10 protein-coding genes are annotated in these 15895 nt (G+C 73.0%); 4 read left to right on the top strand and 6 right to left on the bottom strand.

Translation table 11 applies throughout. The features are described 5' to 3' along the window. The first annotated feature begins 607 nt into the window (after nucleotides 1-607). Entirely contained in the window at nucleotides 608-2932 is a 2325-nt protein-coding gene (locus RM779_RS16950; RefSeq protein WP_311618535.1) for a rhamnogalacturonan lyase family protein, read from the top strand. Nucleotides 2933-3159: 227 nt separating this feature from the next. On the opposite strand, the gene RM779_RS16945 is transcribed toward RM779_RS16950, so the two are convergent. After that, nucleotides 3160-4407, bottom strand: a complete 1248-nt coding sequence (locus tag RM779_RS16945) for an MFS transporter (protein WP_311618534.1) — start codon at nucleotides 4405-4407, stop codon at nucleotides 3160-3162. Between the two features lie 448 nt (nucleotides 4408-4855). Here RM779_RS16945 and RM779_RS16940 point away from each other — a divergent pair, with 448 nt between their 5' ends. Then, nucleotides 4856-5533 carry a lytic polysaccharide monooxygenase auxiliary activity family 9 protein gene (locus RM779_RS16940; RefSeq protein WP_311618533.1) on the top strand — a complete coding sequence of 226 codons (678 nt, stop codon included), beginning with the start codon at nucleotides 4856-4858 and terminating at the stop codon, nucleotides 5531-5533. 185 nt (nucleotides 5534-5718) lie between these two features. After that, a complete protein-coding gene (locus RM779_RS16935; RefSeq protein ID WP_311618532.1) occupies nucleotides 5719-6384 on the top strand; it encodes a maleylpyruvate isomerase N-terminal domain-containing protein in 666 nt (221 codons plus the stop codon). Here RM779_RS16935 and RM779_RS16930 read toward each other — a convergent pair. Further along, complete coding sequence (locus RM779_RS16930) at nucleotides 6371-7702, bottom strand: alpha/beta hydrolase (RefSeq protein ID WP_311618531.1); 1332 nt, start codon at nucleotides 7700-7702, stop codon at nucleotides 6371-6373. The two genes, RM779_RS16935 and RM779_RS16930, sit on opposite strands and share 14 nt — an antisense overlap. A gap of 400 nt (nucleotides 7703-8102) precedes the next feature. On the opposite strand from RM779_RS16930, the gene RM779_RS16925 reads away from it, so the two are divergent. Continuing rightward, entirely contained in the window at nucleotides 8103-11159 is a 3057-nt protein-coding gene (locus tag RM779_RS16925) for an AfsR/SARP family transcriptional regulator (protein WP_311618530.1), read from the top strand. A 25-nt stretch (nucleotides 11160-11184) separates the two neighbouring features. Here RM779_RS16925 and RM779_RS16920 read toward each other — a convergent pair whose 3' ends face one another. The 4 genes from RM779_RS16920 to RM779_RS16905 form a co-directional block, all read right to left on the bottom strand. After that, nucleotides 11185-12852: a serine/threonine-protein kinase gene (locus RM779_RS16920; RefSeq protein ID WP_311618529.1), complete on the bottom strand. Its 1668-nt coding sequence runs from the start codon at nucleotides 12850-12852 to the stop codon at nucleotides 11185-11187. Nucleotides 12853-13029: 177 nt separating this feature from the next. Next, on the bottom strand, nucleotides 13030-13689 hold the full coding sequence (locus RM779_RS16915; protein ID WP_311618528.1) for a DUF5825 family protein: 660 nt from the start codon (nucleotides 13687-13689) through the stop codon (nucleotides 13030-13032). A 24-nt stretch (nucleotides 13690-13713) separates the two neighbouring features. Next, the gene (locus RM779_RS16910) at nucleotides 13714-15675 is read right to left on the bottom strand and encodes a RiPP maturation radical SAM C-methyltransferase (RefSeq protein WP_311618527.1); all 1962 of its coding nucleotides are present in this window, start codon (nucleotides 15673-15675) and stop codon (nucleotides 13714-13716) included. 92 nt (nucleotides 15676-15767) lie between these two features. Then, nucleotides 15768-15890, bottom strand: coding sequence for a hypothetical protein (locus RM779_RS16905; protein ID WP_290443918.1), 123 nt, complete (start codon nucleotides 15888-15890; stop codon nucleotides 15768-15770). Nucleotides 15891-15895 lie beyond the last annotated feature (5 nt).

Below are 15895 nucleotides of genomic sequence, written 5' to 3'. Positions count from 1 at the left end.
TCGAGTGCAATCACAATCGATCAGAATGATGCGCCGCGCACGGCTGGGCAGTGTGTGAAAGGTTGATCACGGTGTCGCAGTGACGTCGTATCAAGGCGAGTTGGGCGTCGGGTCCGGGGGACGGCGCGTCGCCCCCGACGGCGGGCGGGCGTTCCGGAGCGCCATGAGCGCTCCCCTGCGGTTGATTCATCAAGTGCCCGGAGTGGCGAACCTTTTCGCGTGCGGGCGAGCTGATGGTGCGCGGGGCGCCTGGGCGTTGGTCACCCCGGTCGGCGGCAAGCCGAGTTGGCGGGCGGGCGGGCGGGCGGGCGGGCTCCGGGCCGGGGCCTGGGCCGCGGCCCGGTCGGGTTGGCCAGGCGAACGCGCTTTCTATCCGGGGCCTTTCGCGGTGCTGCGCGTGCGGCTGCTACGCGGCCGCCGCTCGTCGGTTGAATGTATTCGGCGCACGCGTCTTGCGGTTCCGGAAGCGGCGGTTCTACGCTGCGGGAGCGCTCCCACACCCCGCTCGACCTGATCACGGGCTGTTCGTGCGCCGTGGTCATGAATCGTTTCATCGTTGGTTGCTCGGTGGGTGCGTGGCTCGGTAATCGCTTTCGAAGGAGCCGTCATGTATCTCTCGCTTCGCAGATTCCGAAGTACCCGTGGATTGCTGGCCTCGGTGCTGGTCGTGCTGATGGCCGCGGTGTCGCTGGTCGCTCTTCCGGCGCCCGCGGCGCAGGCCGCGGTCATCGACACGAACGCGTCCTACGTGCTGGTCAACCGGCACAGCGGCAAGGTGATGTCCGTGAACGACGCGGCCACTGCCGAGGGGGCGCCGATCGTTCAGTGGTCGCGTGACGACGGGGCCTGGCAGCAGTGGCAGTTCGTCGACTCGGGGGGCGGCTACTACCGCCTGAAGTCGGCGCTCAGCGGTCAAGTGGTGGACATCGAGGCGCTCTCCACCGCGGACGGGGCCAATGTCATCCAGTGGCCCGACAGCAATGGCGCCAATCAGCAGTTCCGCGTCGTGGACACCGACAGCGGCTACGTGCAGCTGATCAACCGCCGCAGCGGCAAGGCGCTTGAGGTGTGGGAGCGGTCCACGGCGGACGGCGCCCGGGTCTCCCAGTACACCGACAACGACGGTGCCAATCAGCAGTGGCAGCTGGTCCCGGTCGACGGCGACCCGGACCCGGACCCCGACCCGCCGACCGGCGAGGCCCTGCAGATGGAGGACCTCAACCGTGGCCTGGTGTCGGTCCGTTCGGGTGACGGGAACCTGGTGTCCTGGCGGCTGCTCGGCACCGAAGGCTACGACACGGCGTTCAACGTCTACCGCGGTTCGACCAAGGTGAACGGTTCGCCGATCACCGACTCCACCAACTACCTGGACCGGGGCGCTCCCGCCGACGCCTCCTACACCGTGCGTGCGGTGGTGGACGGCACCGAGCAGGAACCGTCGGAAGGCTCGCTCCGCTTCACCGGCGGCAACTACCTCGACGTTCCCCTCCAGCGGCCCGGCTCCGGGTACACGCCGGTCGAGGCGAGCCCGGGGGATGTGGACGGTGACGGTCAGTACGAGCTGATCGTCAAGTGGGACCCGGACAACGCCAAGGACAACTCCCAGTCCGGGGTCACCGGCAACGTCTACATCGACGCCTACCAGCTGACCGGCCAGCGGCTGTGGCGTATCGATCTGGGCCGCAACATCCGGGCCGGCGCGCACTACACGCAGTTCCAGGTCTACGACTACGACGGCGACGGCCGCGCCGAGGTCGCGATGAAGACAGCCGATGGCACCCGCGACGGGCAGGGCGGCGTGATCGGCAACGCGAACGCGGACCACCGTAACTCCGGCGGCTACATCCTGAGCGGCCCCGAGTACCTGACGATGTTCAACGGGCAGACCGGCGCGGAGATGGACACCGTCACCTATGAACCTCCGCGGGGCAGCGTCCCGTCCTGGGGCGACGACTACGGCAACCGGGTCGACCGTTTCCTGGCCGGCACCGCCTACCTCGACGGCCAGCGCCCTTCCCTGGTCATGGCGCGCGGCTACTACACCCGCGCCGTCATCGCGGCCTGGGACTTCCGGGACGGGCAGCTCACCCGGCGCTGGACGTTCGACTCCAACGCCTCGGGCAACGGTGCCGCCTACGGGCAGGGCAACCACCAGCTGTCCATCGCGGATGTCGACGCCGACGGCCGGCAGGAGATCGTCTACGGCGCCGCCACCATTGATGACAACGGCCGCCTGATGTACTCCACGGGCTACGGCCACGGTGACGCCCTGCACGTGGGCGACTTCGTGCCCTCCCGTTCGGGGCTCGAGGTCTTCTCCATCCACGAGTCGGGCAACCAGCCGGGCTCCGACCTGCACGACGCCCGCACCGGCCAGAACATCCACCGCACCCCGACCAGTGGCTCCGAGGGACCGGGGCGTGGTGTGGCCGCGGACATCTACGCCGGCAACCCCGGCGCGGAGTTCTGGGGTTCTGGCCCGAACATGAACCAGCTGCGCAACTCCTCCGGCGGCAACGTGGGACGTAACCCCTCCTCGGCGAACTTCCTCGCCTGGTGGGACGCCGACCCCGTGCGGGAGCTGCTGAACGGCACCCAGATCGACAAGTACGGCACCGGCGGCGACACCCGCCTGCTCACCGCCAGCGGCGTCGCCGCCAGCAACGGCACCAAGTCCACCCCCGTTCTGTCGGGTGACCTGTTCGGCGACTGGCGCGAGGAGGTCATCTGGCGGCACTCGGGCAACAATGCTCTGCGGATCTATGCCACGAGCACCGCGACGGACGTCAAGCTGCACACCCTGGCCCACGACGCCCAGTACCGGGTCGCGCTGGCCTGGCAGAACACCGCCTACAACCAACCGCCGCACCCCAGTTACTTCCTGGGGGCCGGCATGACCCGCCCGCCGCAGCCGAACGTCTACCTTCGCTGACGGCATCCCATCGCGAAGCAGTGTGAACGGGGCCGTCTCCCCCTGCGGGAGACGGCCCCCCGGCCGTTCGGCGGCTCCGTTTCGGCCCGACCGACCGGTGGCGGCCCGTGGACCGGGGCTGTCTGTCGCGTCTTGAGCGGAACGCCTGCAGTCCGCAGCGTCCGGCGGCCGATCGGCGTTCGATATGCCAGGCGTGACCGTTCCGGGCGCCTCACCGCCCCACGGCACTACGCGGCGCGGTTCTCGTCCGGATCACCCGCCCCGGGCGCCCCGCCCGACCGCCGAGCGGCCGTTGAGAGGACGCGTGCAAGGACGAGCGAGAGGACGAGGAGGACGAGCCCGGCCGCGGGGGCCTGCGCGAGGGCGGCGGAGGCCCCCCACGCGTCGGCGGCGCGCCCGGCGAGGGACGCCGCCAGTGCCGAACCGGCCGCACTGGCGGAGTTGTTCCAGGCGAGGGCCTGGGTGAGGACGGCCGGGTGAACGGTCCGTTCCGTGAGGACGTTCAGCAGGACGAGCGTGGGCGGAACCGCCGCCTCCGCGGCGGCCACCGCCGCGCCGAGCCAGACGGCGGACGGCGCAAGGGGAAGCGGCAGCGCCGCCCCCGTGAGACAGGCGGCGGCGATGACGAGTTGGCGGCGCGCCGGGGCCGGGTGCCGCCGCAGCCCGTAGAGCCAGCCGGCGAGCAGCCCGCTGAGCGCGGCGGCGGCGATGATCGGCGCGGCGGCACCGGGAGTCCCGTGGCCGATGGCGAAGGCACTCACGGCGACCCCCATGGTGCCGAAGTACAGCCCGATGGCCAGGTTGAGCAGCGCGAGGAGGAGGAACGCCGGCCGGCGCAGGGTCCTGCCGGTGCGGGCACGTTCGGTGTGCTCGCGGTTGGGCGGGGGCGCGGTGCGGCCCTGGGTGGCCAGCGCCCCCGCCCCGCCGAGGATCAGGGCCGCGGCAATGGTGCTGGCCAGGGCCGTGCCGTCGGCCGCGCCGAGCGAGGTGACCAGGACCGGCCCGAGGAGGAAGGCGGTGGCGTTGGCCAGAGATTCCAGGGAGAAGGCGGCGGGCAGCTCGTCGGCCCGTTCGCCGCGCAGCAGGTGGGCCCAGCGGGCCGCGGACAGGGCACCGAGCTGGGGAACGGCCGCACCGGCGCAGGTGGCGGCGGTGATCGCGGCGGCGGGGGTGGTGGCCGCCAGCACACCGGCGATGGCGGCGCCGTGGGCGAGTACGGAGAACGGCAGGACGCGGGACTGGCCGAACCGGTCGGTAAGACGGGCCAGTTGCGGGCCGAGCAGGGCCTCGGCGAGAGCGAACCCGGCGGTGGCGAGGCCGGCGGTGCCGTAGGAGCCGGTGCGGGCGTGCAGCAACCAGACCAGGCCGAGGCCGGTCATGGCGATGCCGACGCGGCCGACAGCAGCCGTGAGGAAGAAGGCGGCGGCGCCGGGAGTGCGCAGCAGGGGACGGTAGCCGGTGGCGGCGCGGGGCATGAGGATGTCCTTCATCGCCGCCCGGCGGGGCGGGCCGCCTGGGGCCGCCGGCGCCTGGGTGGTGCGGAAGGGCGCGGCCCCCGGCCCGCCTGGGGGCGTCCAGAGTTGCGGCGGGGCGGGACACGCACCCTCACCGCCACCCCGACACCGGGCGGAGGAGAAACGTCGGGCCCCGACCAGGGCGGGCCCGGGCGACCGGGGGCAACGCTAGCAGGGCCACAAGGACGTTCCCGAGGCCGGCAGCCACCACCTGCCCGGCCGGGACACGCGACGCCCGGGGGTGCGAGTTGGCCGGGGCCGCCACGGCGACGACGGGTGGGGGCGCGAACTCGGCGTGCGCGAGGGCTGTTTCGGTGGTGTGTCGGCGGGTAAGGTTCCCGTAATCTTGGGAGCGCTCCCACACCGGAACCACCCCGACCCCCCTCTTCCGGAAGACGGAGACCGCACAATGTACGCAGATACCCCCACACGCCGCTGGACGCTGCGGGTGATCGCACCGGTGCTTGCCGGTGTCGTCGGCCTGCTCGCCCTGTTCATGAGCCCCTGGACCGACTCGGCCAGCGCCCACGGCTCGATCGTGGACCCCGCTTCCCGCAACTACGGCTGCTGGGAGCGCTGGGGCAGCGACCACATGAACCCGGCCATGGAGCAGGAAGACCCCATGTGCTGGCAGGCCTTCCAGGCCAACCCCAACACCATGTGGAACTGGATGAGCCTGTTCCGGGAGAACCTGGCCGGCAACTTCCAGGGGTCGATCCCCAACGGGAAGCTGTGCAGCGCCGGTGACGCCCAGGGCGGCCTGGCCAGCTCGCTCGACAACCCGGGCCCGTGGACCACGACGGACGTCAGCAGCAACTTCAGCGTCCACCTGTACGACACGGCCAGCCACGGCGCGGACTACTTCCAGGTGTACGTCACCAAGCAGGGCTTCGATCCCACCACCCAGGCCCTGGGCTGGGACGACCTCGAACTGGTGGAGGAAACCGGCAGTTACCCGCCGGCGCAGGACATCACCTTCGATGTCAGCGCCCCCGGCCGCAGCGGCCACCACATCGTCTACACGATCTGGCAGGCGTCACACCTGGACCAGACGTACTTCATCTGCAGCGACGTCAACTTCGGCTGAGCCCGGCCAGCCGGCCGGTGAGCTCGTACCGCCCCACCGGGTCCCCGTCAGGGGCCCGGTGGGGCGGCGCCGTCGCGCCGTGCCGACGCCCTCTCGACCGGGCAGGGGATTCGCCGGCCGGGGAACGCGGGCAGGCCGTCCGAATCCGCTTGTCCGCCGTCCGGCCAGGCGATTACCGTTCCCCGGTGAATCTCTTCTCGCGCTCCTGGACGGCGTTGCGCACGGCGGTGGCCGAAACCCCGGACGAGGACTTCGACCGGCCATCGGGCTGTACCGGCTGGCTCGTGCGGGACCTCGTGTGCCACCTGATCATCGGCGCGCAGGACGTCCTGATCACCCTGGTCACGCCCGCCGAAAGCGAACCGACCGTGGACGCGGTCACCTACTGGGGCCTGGTCGAGCCCCCGACCGGCGAGGACCCGCTCGATGCGCTGATCCTCCGGCTGGCCGCCGCATACGGCGAGCCGCGGTGGCTGAAGTTCCACTTCGACGACGTCGGTTCCGCCGCGGGCCGCGCCGCCGGACTCGCCGACCCCGCCGTTCGCGTCAGCACCCGCGACGAGGTGCTGACCGTCGGCGACTTCCTGTCCGCGTACGTGCTCGAATGGACCCTGCACCACCTCGACCTCATCGCGCATCTGCCATCGGCCGCCGAGCCGCCCACCGAGCCGCCCGCCGAGACCCTCGCGGCGGCACGCACGTTGCTGGAAAGGATCGCCGGGACCTCGTTCCCCGCCTCGTTCTCCGACAAGGACGCGCTGCTGATCGGCACCGGGCGCCGCACGCCGACCGACGCGGAGAGCGCCGCGCTGGGCGCGTTCGCCGCGAGGCTGCCGCTCAGCGTCGGCTGAGCGGCAGGCCCGCGGCCGCTGCCGCGCTGCCGTCCTGGCCGGTCAGGACGCGGAACCAGTCGATCGTCGCCGCGGTGGCGGCGACGCCGGAGCCGAGGTGCCGTGACCCCTGGTAATCCACCGCGCCGAGATCGACGACCGGCACGTCCCGCCCGTTCGCCCGCAACTCGGCGCGGCACCACGCGGTGTTCTCCACGACGGCCTGTTCGTCGCCCGTCGCCATGTAGAGCCGCGTCGGCATCCGCGGAGCCCAGTCCGTGCACACGCGGCCCGCGGCCGCCAGGGCCGTGGCGAACGATCCGGTGGGGGCGGCCAGCAACTGGCGGCCGCGCTCCGTCAGCAGTTCCTCGGCCGAGTCCGGGAGGCCGTCCATCATCTCCCGGCCGGTGTGCGTTCCGTCGAACAACTCCTCGACGGAATCGGCATACTCCGATCGGAACACCTCGGCCGGGTCCTGGTACACGCCGCCGTGCAGACGATTGACCGACACCAGCGCGTACGCCGAGTACACCGCGCCGTACTCGGGCGCGACCCGGTCCTCGTCGAGCAGCGACGCCAGTGTCGTGCCGACGAAGTCATACGCGCCGCTCACCGGCGCCAACGCGCCCGCCCGGAACCACCGGTCCTCGCCCTCCTGGAGGGCACGCCCCAGGCCGAGCGCGGCCGAGGCACCCTGCGAGAAGCCGGTGACCAGCACGTTCCGCCGCAGCGTGTGGCCGGTGCCCGGCGCGAAGGCGCGGGAGGCGCGCAACATGTCGAGCGAGGCCGTCGTTTCCGAGGGCACGTCCATCCACGGGTGAACGCCAGGACCGAGCCCCATGCCGAGGTAGTCGGGCGCGATCCCGGCGAAGCCCGCCGCCGCGTAACTGATCGTCGCCGCGCTGACGAAGTTCTGCCGCTGCATCGACGGCGCGTCCTCCTTGTGCACGCCGGTGCCGTGGGCGAAGGACACCGGGTGCAACGCGCCGTGGCGGCTGCGGGGCAGCGCGAGCAGGCCGCTGGCGGTGGTCGGCCGCCCGGCCGCGTCGACGGTCCGGTACACCAGCCGGTACGCGTCGACGCCGTAACGGGCCACACCGCCGTCGAACCCGGCGGCGGCCAGTTCGGCGGCGGCGTCCGCACGGCCGTCGAGGGTGTAGAGCAGTTCGGCGGAGACGAGCGCGCCGCGGTGGTGCCGTTCATGCCCGGTGGCGGGGGCGGCAGGGGCGGCGGGGGCGCCGAGGGCCGCGGGAGCGGCGGTCGGCGCGACGGCTGCCGCGGCGGGAGTGAGAGTCAGCAGCAGCGCCGCGCAGGACGCGGCAATGACGGGGGTACGCATCGGATTTCGTGCTTCCCTTTGGATCGATCTGGTTCGGGAGTTCTCAGCCTGGTCGTCAGGCCGGTTCCGCGCGGTGGGTCCACCCACCGATCCGAGGTGGTGGCAGGTCCACCTGCCGCCATGGGGATGCCCCCAGCGCCGGGCCGCTGTCCGTTCCGCCCGTTCCGCCCGTTCCATCCGTGCTGTCCGGTGTTTTCCGCTCCCGCGCTCGGCGGGCCGGCGGTGGTGATGCCGCCGGCCCGTCTCCCCCGAGGGGCGCATACGCCGGTTGGCGGCCGGCAGTGCCCCTGCACCCGACAAGAATGGCGGCGGCGCTTTCATCTCGCTTTCGTGGCGCGCACGGCTTCGGTGACAGGTGCGTCACACTGTGGGTGATTGCCGAACGGGGGGACGGGAGTTCATGGAGTTTGTCGTTTTGGGGCCGGCGGAGATCCGGCGGGCGGACGGGCGCGGCGAGCCCGTGACGGGGCGGTTGCAGCGCGTCCTGCTGGGTGTGCTGCTGGCGCGGGCCAACCAGGCGGTGCCGGTGGACGTGTTGACCGAAGCGCTGTGGGGGGAGCGGCCGGACGCGCGGGCCGGGCAGCGGCTGCACCTTCACGTGCACCGGCTGCGGGGCACGCTCGGCGAGCCCGACCGGCTCTCCTTCGGTCCGGACGGGTACCGGCTGCGGGTGCTGCCGGGTGAGGTGGACGCGGAGCGCTTCGAGGCACGCGTCGGCGAGGGTGTGGACCTCGCCGGCCGCGACCCGCGGCGGGCGGTCGGCGTCTTACGGCAGGCGCTGGCGCTGTGGCACGGCGTCCCGTTCGCGGAGACGGATGTCCCGGCGCTCGGCGACTGGGCGCACCGGCTGGCCGAACGCCGGCTGGTCGCGCACGAGGCCCTCTGCGAGGCCGAGGTGGCGTGCGGCGCGTACGCGGCGGTCATCGGTGAGCTGACCGGTCTGGTCCGGGAGCATCCGCTGCGCGAACGGCTGCACGGGCTGCTGATGATCGCGCTGTACCGGTCGGGGCGGCAGAGCGAGGCGCTGGCGGCGTACCGCGAGGCGCGGGAGACGCTCGTCGAGGAGCTGGGTCTGGAGCCGGGCCCCGAACTGCGGGAGCTGGAGCGGCGGATGCTGGCGGGGGAGCCGGTGAACGTCGGCGGGGAGGGGCAGCCGCAGGTGGCCGTTCCCGCGCAACTGCCCGGCGACGTGACCGGGTTCGCGGGGCGCGAGGCGGAACTGGCGGAGCTGGACGGGCTGTTGTCGGGCACCGGTCCCGCGGTCGTCTCGGCGGTGACCGGGACGGCGGGGGTGGGGAAGACGGCGCTGGCCGTGCGGTGGGCGCACCGGGTGCGGGAGCGTTTTCCCGACGGCCAGCTGTACGTTGACCTGCGTGGTTACGGACCGGACCAGCCGGTGGCCCCGGAGGACGCGCTGGGCGGGTTCCTGCGCGGGCTGGGCCTGGACGGCGCGGCGATTCCCCAGGACACGGCCGAACGGGCGGCGCGGTTCCGCACGTTGGTGGACCGGCGCCGGATGCTCGTCGTGCTGGACAACGCCCGCAGCGTGGAGCAGGTGCGACCGTTGCTGCCCGGCAGCCCGGCGTGCTTCGCGCTGGTCACCAGCCGGGACGCGCTGGCCGGGCTCGTGGCCCGCGAGGGCGCCCACCGGGTCAGCCTGGAGCGGCTGTCGCGCGGGGAGGCGCGGGATCTGCTCCGCGAGGCCCTCGGCGCCCGGGTGGCGGCCGAGCCGGCGGCGACCGACGCCCTGATAGAGCGGTGCGCGCGGCTGCCCCTCGCGCTGCGGATCACCGCCGAGCTGGCCAGGTCGCGGCCCGCCAGCTGCCTGGCCGATCTGGCCCACGAACTCGCGGACCAGCAGGGCTCGCTTGACCTGCTGGACGCCGACGGCGACCCGCACACGGCCGTGCGTGCGGTGTTCTCCTGGTCCTACCGGCGGCTGGGCCAGGACGTCGCCCGCGTGTTCCGGCTCCTCGGCCTGCACCCGGGGCACGACACGGACGCCTACGCGGTCGCGGCCATGGCCGGCCTCGGGCCGCGCGAGGCGCGCCGCGCGCTGACGGTACTGCTGCGGGCCCACCTGGTCGACCAGGTCTCCGGCGGCCGGTACCAGCCGCATGACCTGCTGCGTGCCTACGCCGCCGAACTCGCCGCGGCCACCGACGGCGCCGCCGCCCGCGAGGCCGCCCTGAACCGGCTGCTGGACTTCTACCTGTCCACCGCCTCCGCCGCCATGGACGCCGTCACGCCGTACGAGTCCTATCGGCGGCCGAAGGTGCCCGCCTGGGGAGGCGAGGCGCCCCCGCTGGCCTCGCACGACCATGCGCTGCGCTGGCTCGACGCCGAACGCGACAACCTGCTGGAGATCGGCAGGCACGGTGACGCGGCCTTCACCATCGACATGGCGGAGACCATCTGGCGCTACCTGGACATCGGCGGCTACCTCGACGAACTGATCACGCTGTCCGTCCGCGAACTCCGGGAGTCCCGGGCCGTCGGCAACCTGCTCACGGAGGCCCACGCCCGCGGCCGCCTCGGCCTGACCCTGAGCCGGCTCGGCCGGGACCACGAGGAGGCGATCAGCCATCTCCAGCAGTCCCTGACCGCCTACGAGCAGGCCGGGGAGCCGGAGTTGCAGGCCATCGCGCACAACAACCTGGGCATCGCGAACGTGCGGCGGGGGAAGCTGTCCAAGGGCCTGGACCACTTCGAGCTGGCCCTGGCGCGGAACGGCCCGACGGGGCCGTGGACACTGCGCCGGGCGGCCACGGTCAACATGGTCGTCTCCCTCAAGGGCCTCGGCCGGTACGAAGAGGCCCTGGGCCACATGGAGAACGCCCTCGAACTCTGCCGGCGCCACGGCGACGAGACCAACGAGTCGAACGTGCGCGCCGGCCTCGCGGAGCTGTGCGCGCTCATGGGACGCGGGGAGCAGGCGCGCGAACAGGCCACCCGCGCCCTGGCCATGGCCAGGAAGACGGGCTATCGGGGCGTCGAGGGCGACTGTCTGCGCCTGCTCGGCGTTCTCTGCCGCGAGCGAGGCGATCACGAGCAGGCGCTGGCTCTGCACCAGGAGGCCCTGACGCTCGCGCACGACGTGGGCGACGCGGGTTCGCTCATCGAGACCAGCAACGAGCTGGCGGCCACCCACGCGGCCGCGGGGCACCCGGCGGCGGCGCTGCGCCTGTACGACGAGGCCGTGGCCCTGGCCACCGAGGCCGACCAGCGCAAGAGCCTCGCCGACACGCACGCGGGCGCCGCCGCCGTTCACGCCGGACTCGGCGCGCACGACGAGGCCCGCGCGCACTGGCACCTGGCGCTCGGCCACTACGAGGCACTCGACCTGCCCCAGGCGGCCGACGTGCGGGCCCGACTGGCCGCGGCGGAACGAGCGGACGGAGCGGACGGAGCGGACGGAGTGGAACGAGCGGAGCCCGGCGGGGAGGTCAGCAGGTAGGGCCGGGGCAGCCGGGGCCGGGCGGTTACCCGGTGCGGGTGTAGGTCAGTGGGGCCTGGCCGTCGGTGTTGTCGCGGCGGAGCTGGTCGCCGACGGGGACCAGGACGGTCGGGTCGCCCTGCTGGCAGGCGCCCTCGGCCACCGTCACCTCGCTGGCGGTCAGTTCGACCGTCTCCCCGGCCACGGTCAGCAGGTCGGCCGCGAACTCGCAGTGGTAGCCCGGCCCGTCGGCGGTCAGCGTCATCGCCGTTTCGCCGGGCGCCGCCTGCTGGATCTCCATGACGCGGGTGTGCTCCTCGCCGTCCCAGACGGGGGTGGAGGTCCACGTGCCCAGGAAGAAGTCCGGAATCCCGCCCGCCGCGGTCCCGCCCTCCGGCTCCTCGTTGTCCGGCTCCTCGTTGTCCGGTTCCTGGGTGTCGGGCTCCTGGGTGTCCGGTTCTCCGCCGCCCGAGGCCCCGTCCTTGTCGTCCGTCCCGCCGTCCGCCGGGTACTCGCCGCCGACTTGGCCGCCCGGACCGTCGTCCCCGCCGTTCCAGACGCCTGCGAGCACAGCGCCGACGCCCAGCCCTGCGACGAGTACCACCGCAAGCGCGGCGACCAGCAAGTAACGGCTGTCACGCCGCGTCCCGGCCGCGGGCGGCGGCGTGCCGGGGCCCGGCACCGTGGCATGGTGCAACGGCGCGGGAACCGGCGCGGGCAGGAACCGCGGGACGTCCGGATGCCGCGGCACCGCCGCCGGCGGGGGCGGCGGCCCCGTGAGGGTGGGGGCGTCCGGCACCGGGTCCCGGACGGCGAACGGGAGCCAGCCGGCGGCGGGCAGCGGGCTGTCGTCCAGGCCCCACTCCGCGGCCAGTTCCCGGCAGAGGGCCAGGACTTCGGCGGCCGAGGGCCGGTCCGCCGCCGCCCGGCGGAGGCAGGGCCCGACGAGCCCGCGCAGCTCGGCGGGGCAGGCGTCGAGATCGGCCTCGGTGTGCGCGATCCGGTAGAGCATCGCGTCCGGCGGGCCGTCCCCGTAAGGGTGTTGCGCGGCGGCGGCGACGCAGGCCGTCAGCCCGAGGGCGAACACGTCGGTGGCCGCGGTGATCTCGCTGCCCACCGCCTGCTCCGGGGCCATGAAACCGGGGGTGCCCACCCGGGTCCTGGTGCCCGTCAGCGAGGTGGCGTCGGCGGCCCGCGCGATGCCGAAGTCGATGACGACCGGCCCGTCGCCCGCCAGCATCACGTTCCCCGGCTTGAGGTCCCGGTGGATCACCCCGGCCGCGTGGATGTCGGCCAGCGCCGAGGCGATGCCCGCGACGAGCCGCAGCACCGTGCGCGGATCGAGTCCGCCGTCGCCCGCGTTCAGCACCTGCGACAGGGCGGGGCCGCGGATGTACTCGGTGGCCAGCCAGGGCACGGGGCCCTCGGTGTTGCTGTCCACGACAGGCGCGAGGTAGCGGCCGCGCACCCGGCGGGCCGCATGCACCTCCTGCTGGAACCGTTTGCGGAACCGCGGTTGCCCGGCGAGGTCCGCGTGGACCACCTTCAGGGCGACGGGCTGCCCGCCCCTGCTCCGCGAGAGGTACACCGTGCCCATCCCGCCGGAGCCGAGTCGCCCCTGGAGCTGGTAGCCGGAGACGTCCCGCGGGTCCCACGACTGAAGCGGCGCGACGGGGGCCGGTGCCCAGCCCGCCGCGTCCCGGTGCTCCCCCATGTCTACCCCCGCCGTAGCCCTTCGCTTCGTCGCCCAGCGTGCCCGCGGCAACTCCCTACGTATCGTAGGCTCCGGCCCGCACCGGGAGAAGCGGCCCGTGTCCGCACCGGGTAACAGCCCCGTCACAGCCCTGTCGCCCCGAACTGCCGCCTGCCCGAGGCCAGTTCGCGGCCCGCCTCAGATGAGCATGGCGCTCTGGGTCCAGCGGCGGGTGGCGTAGGGGAGCCAGCAGACGTGCGTGCCGACGGGGTGGGCGAGGTGTTCGGCGGTGAGGGCGGTCAGGACGGGCTCGGGAACGGCCTCGGCCGGGGCGCCGGGGATGAGGGTGTCCACGGCGCTGCGGTAGGCCGGATCGGTGAGGGTGTAGCGGCGGAGGCCGCCGAAACGGCGGTCGCGGAGCTGGTAGAAGCCGGGTCCGCGGCGCCACTGGCACTTGCCCAGGTAGTGGGTGGCGCGCCAGCGGGCGAGGTGCGTGCCGGCGTCGGGAACACCGAGCAGGGTGGTCGGCGGGTGCAGGTGGCTGAAGGGCGTCCACGAGGGAACGGTCCGCGGACCGGCGGGGAGCCGGAGGTGCCACTGCGTGTAGATGGCCTGCGCGGTGAGATCCCGTACGAGCGAGAGGAGGTGAACGGTCCGCTCCGGCTCCGCGGGGCCGGCCGGGTCGCCGAGGTCGACGAGGGCGGGGATCTCGACGTAACGCGCGCCGAGATCCCACAGGCGGTCGACGAGTGCGCGGGCGGAGCCCGTGAGGGGGATGTCACCGAGGTACATGCCCGGGGCGTCGAGCACGCGGGCGTCGTAGTCGCGCCAGGCGCGGAGCACGGGTGGGGTGTCCATAGGTCTCCTCGCGGGGTTGCGGGCTCAGGCGGGCTGCGGTGCGGGGCTGCGCCCGGCGACGGTGTCGGGGCCGGTGTCGGTGTCGGGGCCCCGTTCCGCGGCGGCGGTGGTGACGTTGCGCATGAAGCCGAGGCGGAGCATGTCGTCGTTGACGGCGGTGGGGACCACGTGCACGTGATGGCCGGCGTCGGTGAACAGCAGCCCGAGTCCGTGCCAGGTGGTGAGCAGGAGCGGAACGCGCGCGGCGGCGTCGGCCCGCGGGAACCGTTCGTCCAGCTTGCGGATCAGGGTGCGCGGGGTGCGGGGCTGTTCGAGCAGCTGGAAAGCGGCCAACTCGAACGGGTCGTCGAGGACATGGGTGGTCCAGGAGAAGGTGCGGCGCCGGTTGAGCAGGACGATCCGGTCGCCCAGGTCGTGCTGGACGAGGCGGCTGGTGGGATTGGCCGCCATCCAGGTGCTCAGGGCCTGGTTGAGCTGCTTCGCGGTGCGGGAGGTGATGCCGCGCGGCGGCGCGTCGAAGATGTAGGCCAGATCGAACAGTTCGTGCTCGGGCAGGTCGTAGGTGAGCCGGTACGGCTCGGCTGGGCGCAGCTCGTCGAAGCCGAGTTCCGGGCGGTTGAAGTACGGGCTGAAGCGTTCGATGGCGATGCGCGCCGACAGGCCCGTCGGGGGATTGAGGTGTTCGAGGGCCGGCAGCTGGGCGATGACGGGCTCGTAGTCGGCCTCGGTCTCCCCGGGGAAGCCGTAGAGGTAGTTCCAGGAGACGGACAGCCCGGTGCTGGCGCCGTCGCGGAGCATCCGGACGTTCTGGCACCCGGTGACGCCCTTGTCCATCAGCCCGAGCACGCGGGTGTTGAGGCTCTCGATGCCCGGCTGGACGAACACCAGCCCCGCGTCCGCGAGGGTCTGCAACTGCTCGCGGCGCATGTTGGCCTTGATCTCCACGTGCATGCGCAGGTCGTAGCCGCTGTCGATGAGGCGGGGGAGCAGGGTCGTCACGTAGTTCATGTCCAGGATGTTGTCGACGATGTACATGTCGAGCACCCGGTGTTCTCGGGCCATGCCGACGATCTCTTCGTAGAACGCGTCGGGCGACTTGCTGCGGAACTGCATGAACGAGCCGTTGAGGCCGCAGAAGGTGCAGTGGTGCTTCTCGCCCCACCAGCAGCCGCGGGCGCCCTCGATCACCAGCTTGGGCTCGATCATGTGGCGGGCGCCCGAGGCGGCGAGCCGCTCCAGGTAGCCGGTGTAGTCGGGGGAGACGATGGCCGCCGGCGGCAGCGGGGCGGTGGCCATGGGGTTGACGCGGCTGCCGGTCCCGTCGCGCCAGCACAGGCCCGGGATGCGGGCCAGGTCGCCGCTGTCGCGCAGCGCGTTGAGGAGCGCGGGGAACGCGACCTCGCCCTCCCCGCGGACGACGTAGTCGACGAAGGGGAAGTTGCGGTGCACGGCCTCGCCCTGCGCGCTGTCGCAGTTGGCGCCGCCCATGACGGTGACGGTGCCGGGCGCCAGCTGCTTGACGGCGCGGGCCGCGGCGAGCGCCGCGGTGTTCTGCTGGAACGTGGAGGTGAACCCCACGACGTCGGGCCGCTGGGCGACGACCTCCTCCGCGAGCCGGCGGACGAAACCGCCCGCCCCCCGGTGGAGGGTGATGGCCTGCGCCAGGCGCTCCTCGCCCAGCGGGCGGCGCATCGCCCGGCCGAACTCCTCGACGCGCCGGCCGGGATCGTCGTACAGGGCGGCGGAGAACACCCAGTCGCCGCAGCCGAGGAAGTAGGAGGACAGGGCGTAGTAGCCGTAGTCGTCCGCGGTGAAGTCGCCGAATCCGGGCTGGGCGGTGAGCCAGTCGAAGTAGTCGAGGTTGCCGTGGACGACCGATGCTCGCGCGCCGGGCACCTTCTCGTTCACGCTGCGGGTGAGGATGCCCAGGGCCAGCGACGGCAGGTCGATGGGGGACCACGGCATGTTGATCAGAAGCACGCGCACGGCTGCTCCCTCCGGGAGTTGAGCTGCGGTGAGGAAAATCGGGGCGGGGCGGGGCGCCGCGGCCGGCCCGTGGCCGGGCCGGCCGCGGCGTGTCACACCTCTAGGTCTTCGTCCTCGGGGCTCATCAGCGGGACCGTGATGGTCACGGTGACCGCGGGCGAACGGCCTTCGGCTTCGTGCTCCAGCGGGTCGTTCTCGATGACGTCCTTCTCCATGGGGG

This window comes from Streptomyces johnsoniae, assembly GCF_031845565.1.
Lineage (GTDB): Bacteria > Actinomycetota > Actinomycetes > Streptomycetales > Streptomycetaceae > Streptomyces > Streptomyces johnsoniae.
This window is presented reverse-complemented; position numbering and strand designations above follow the sequence as displayed.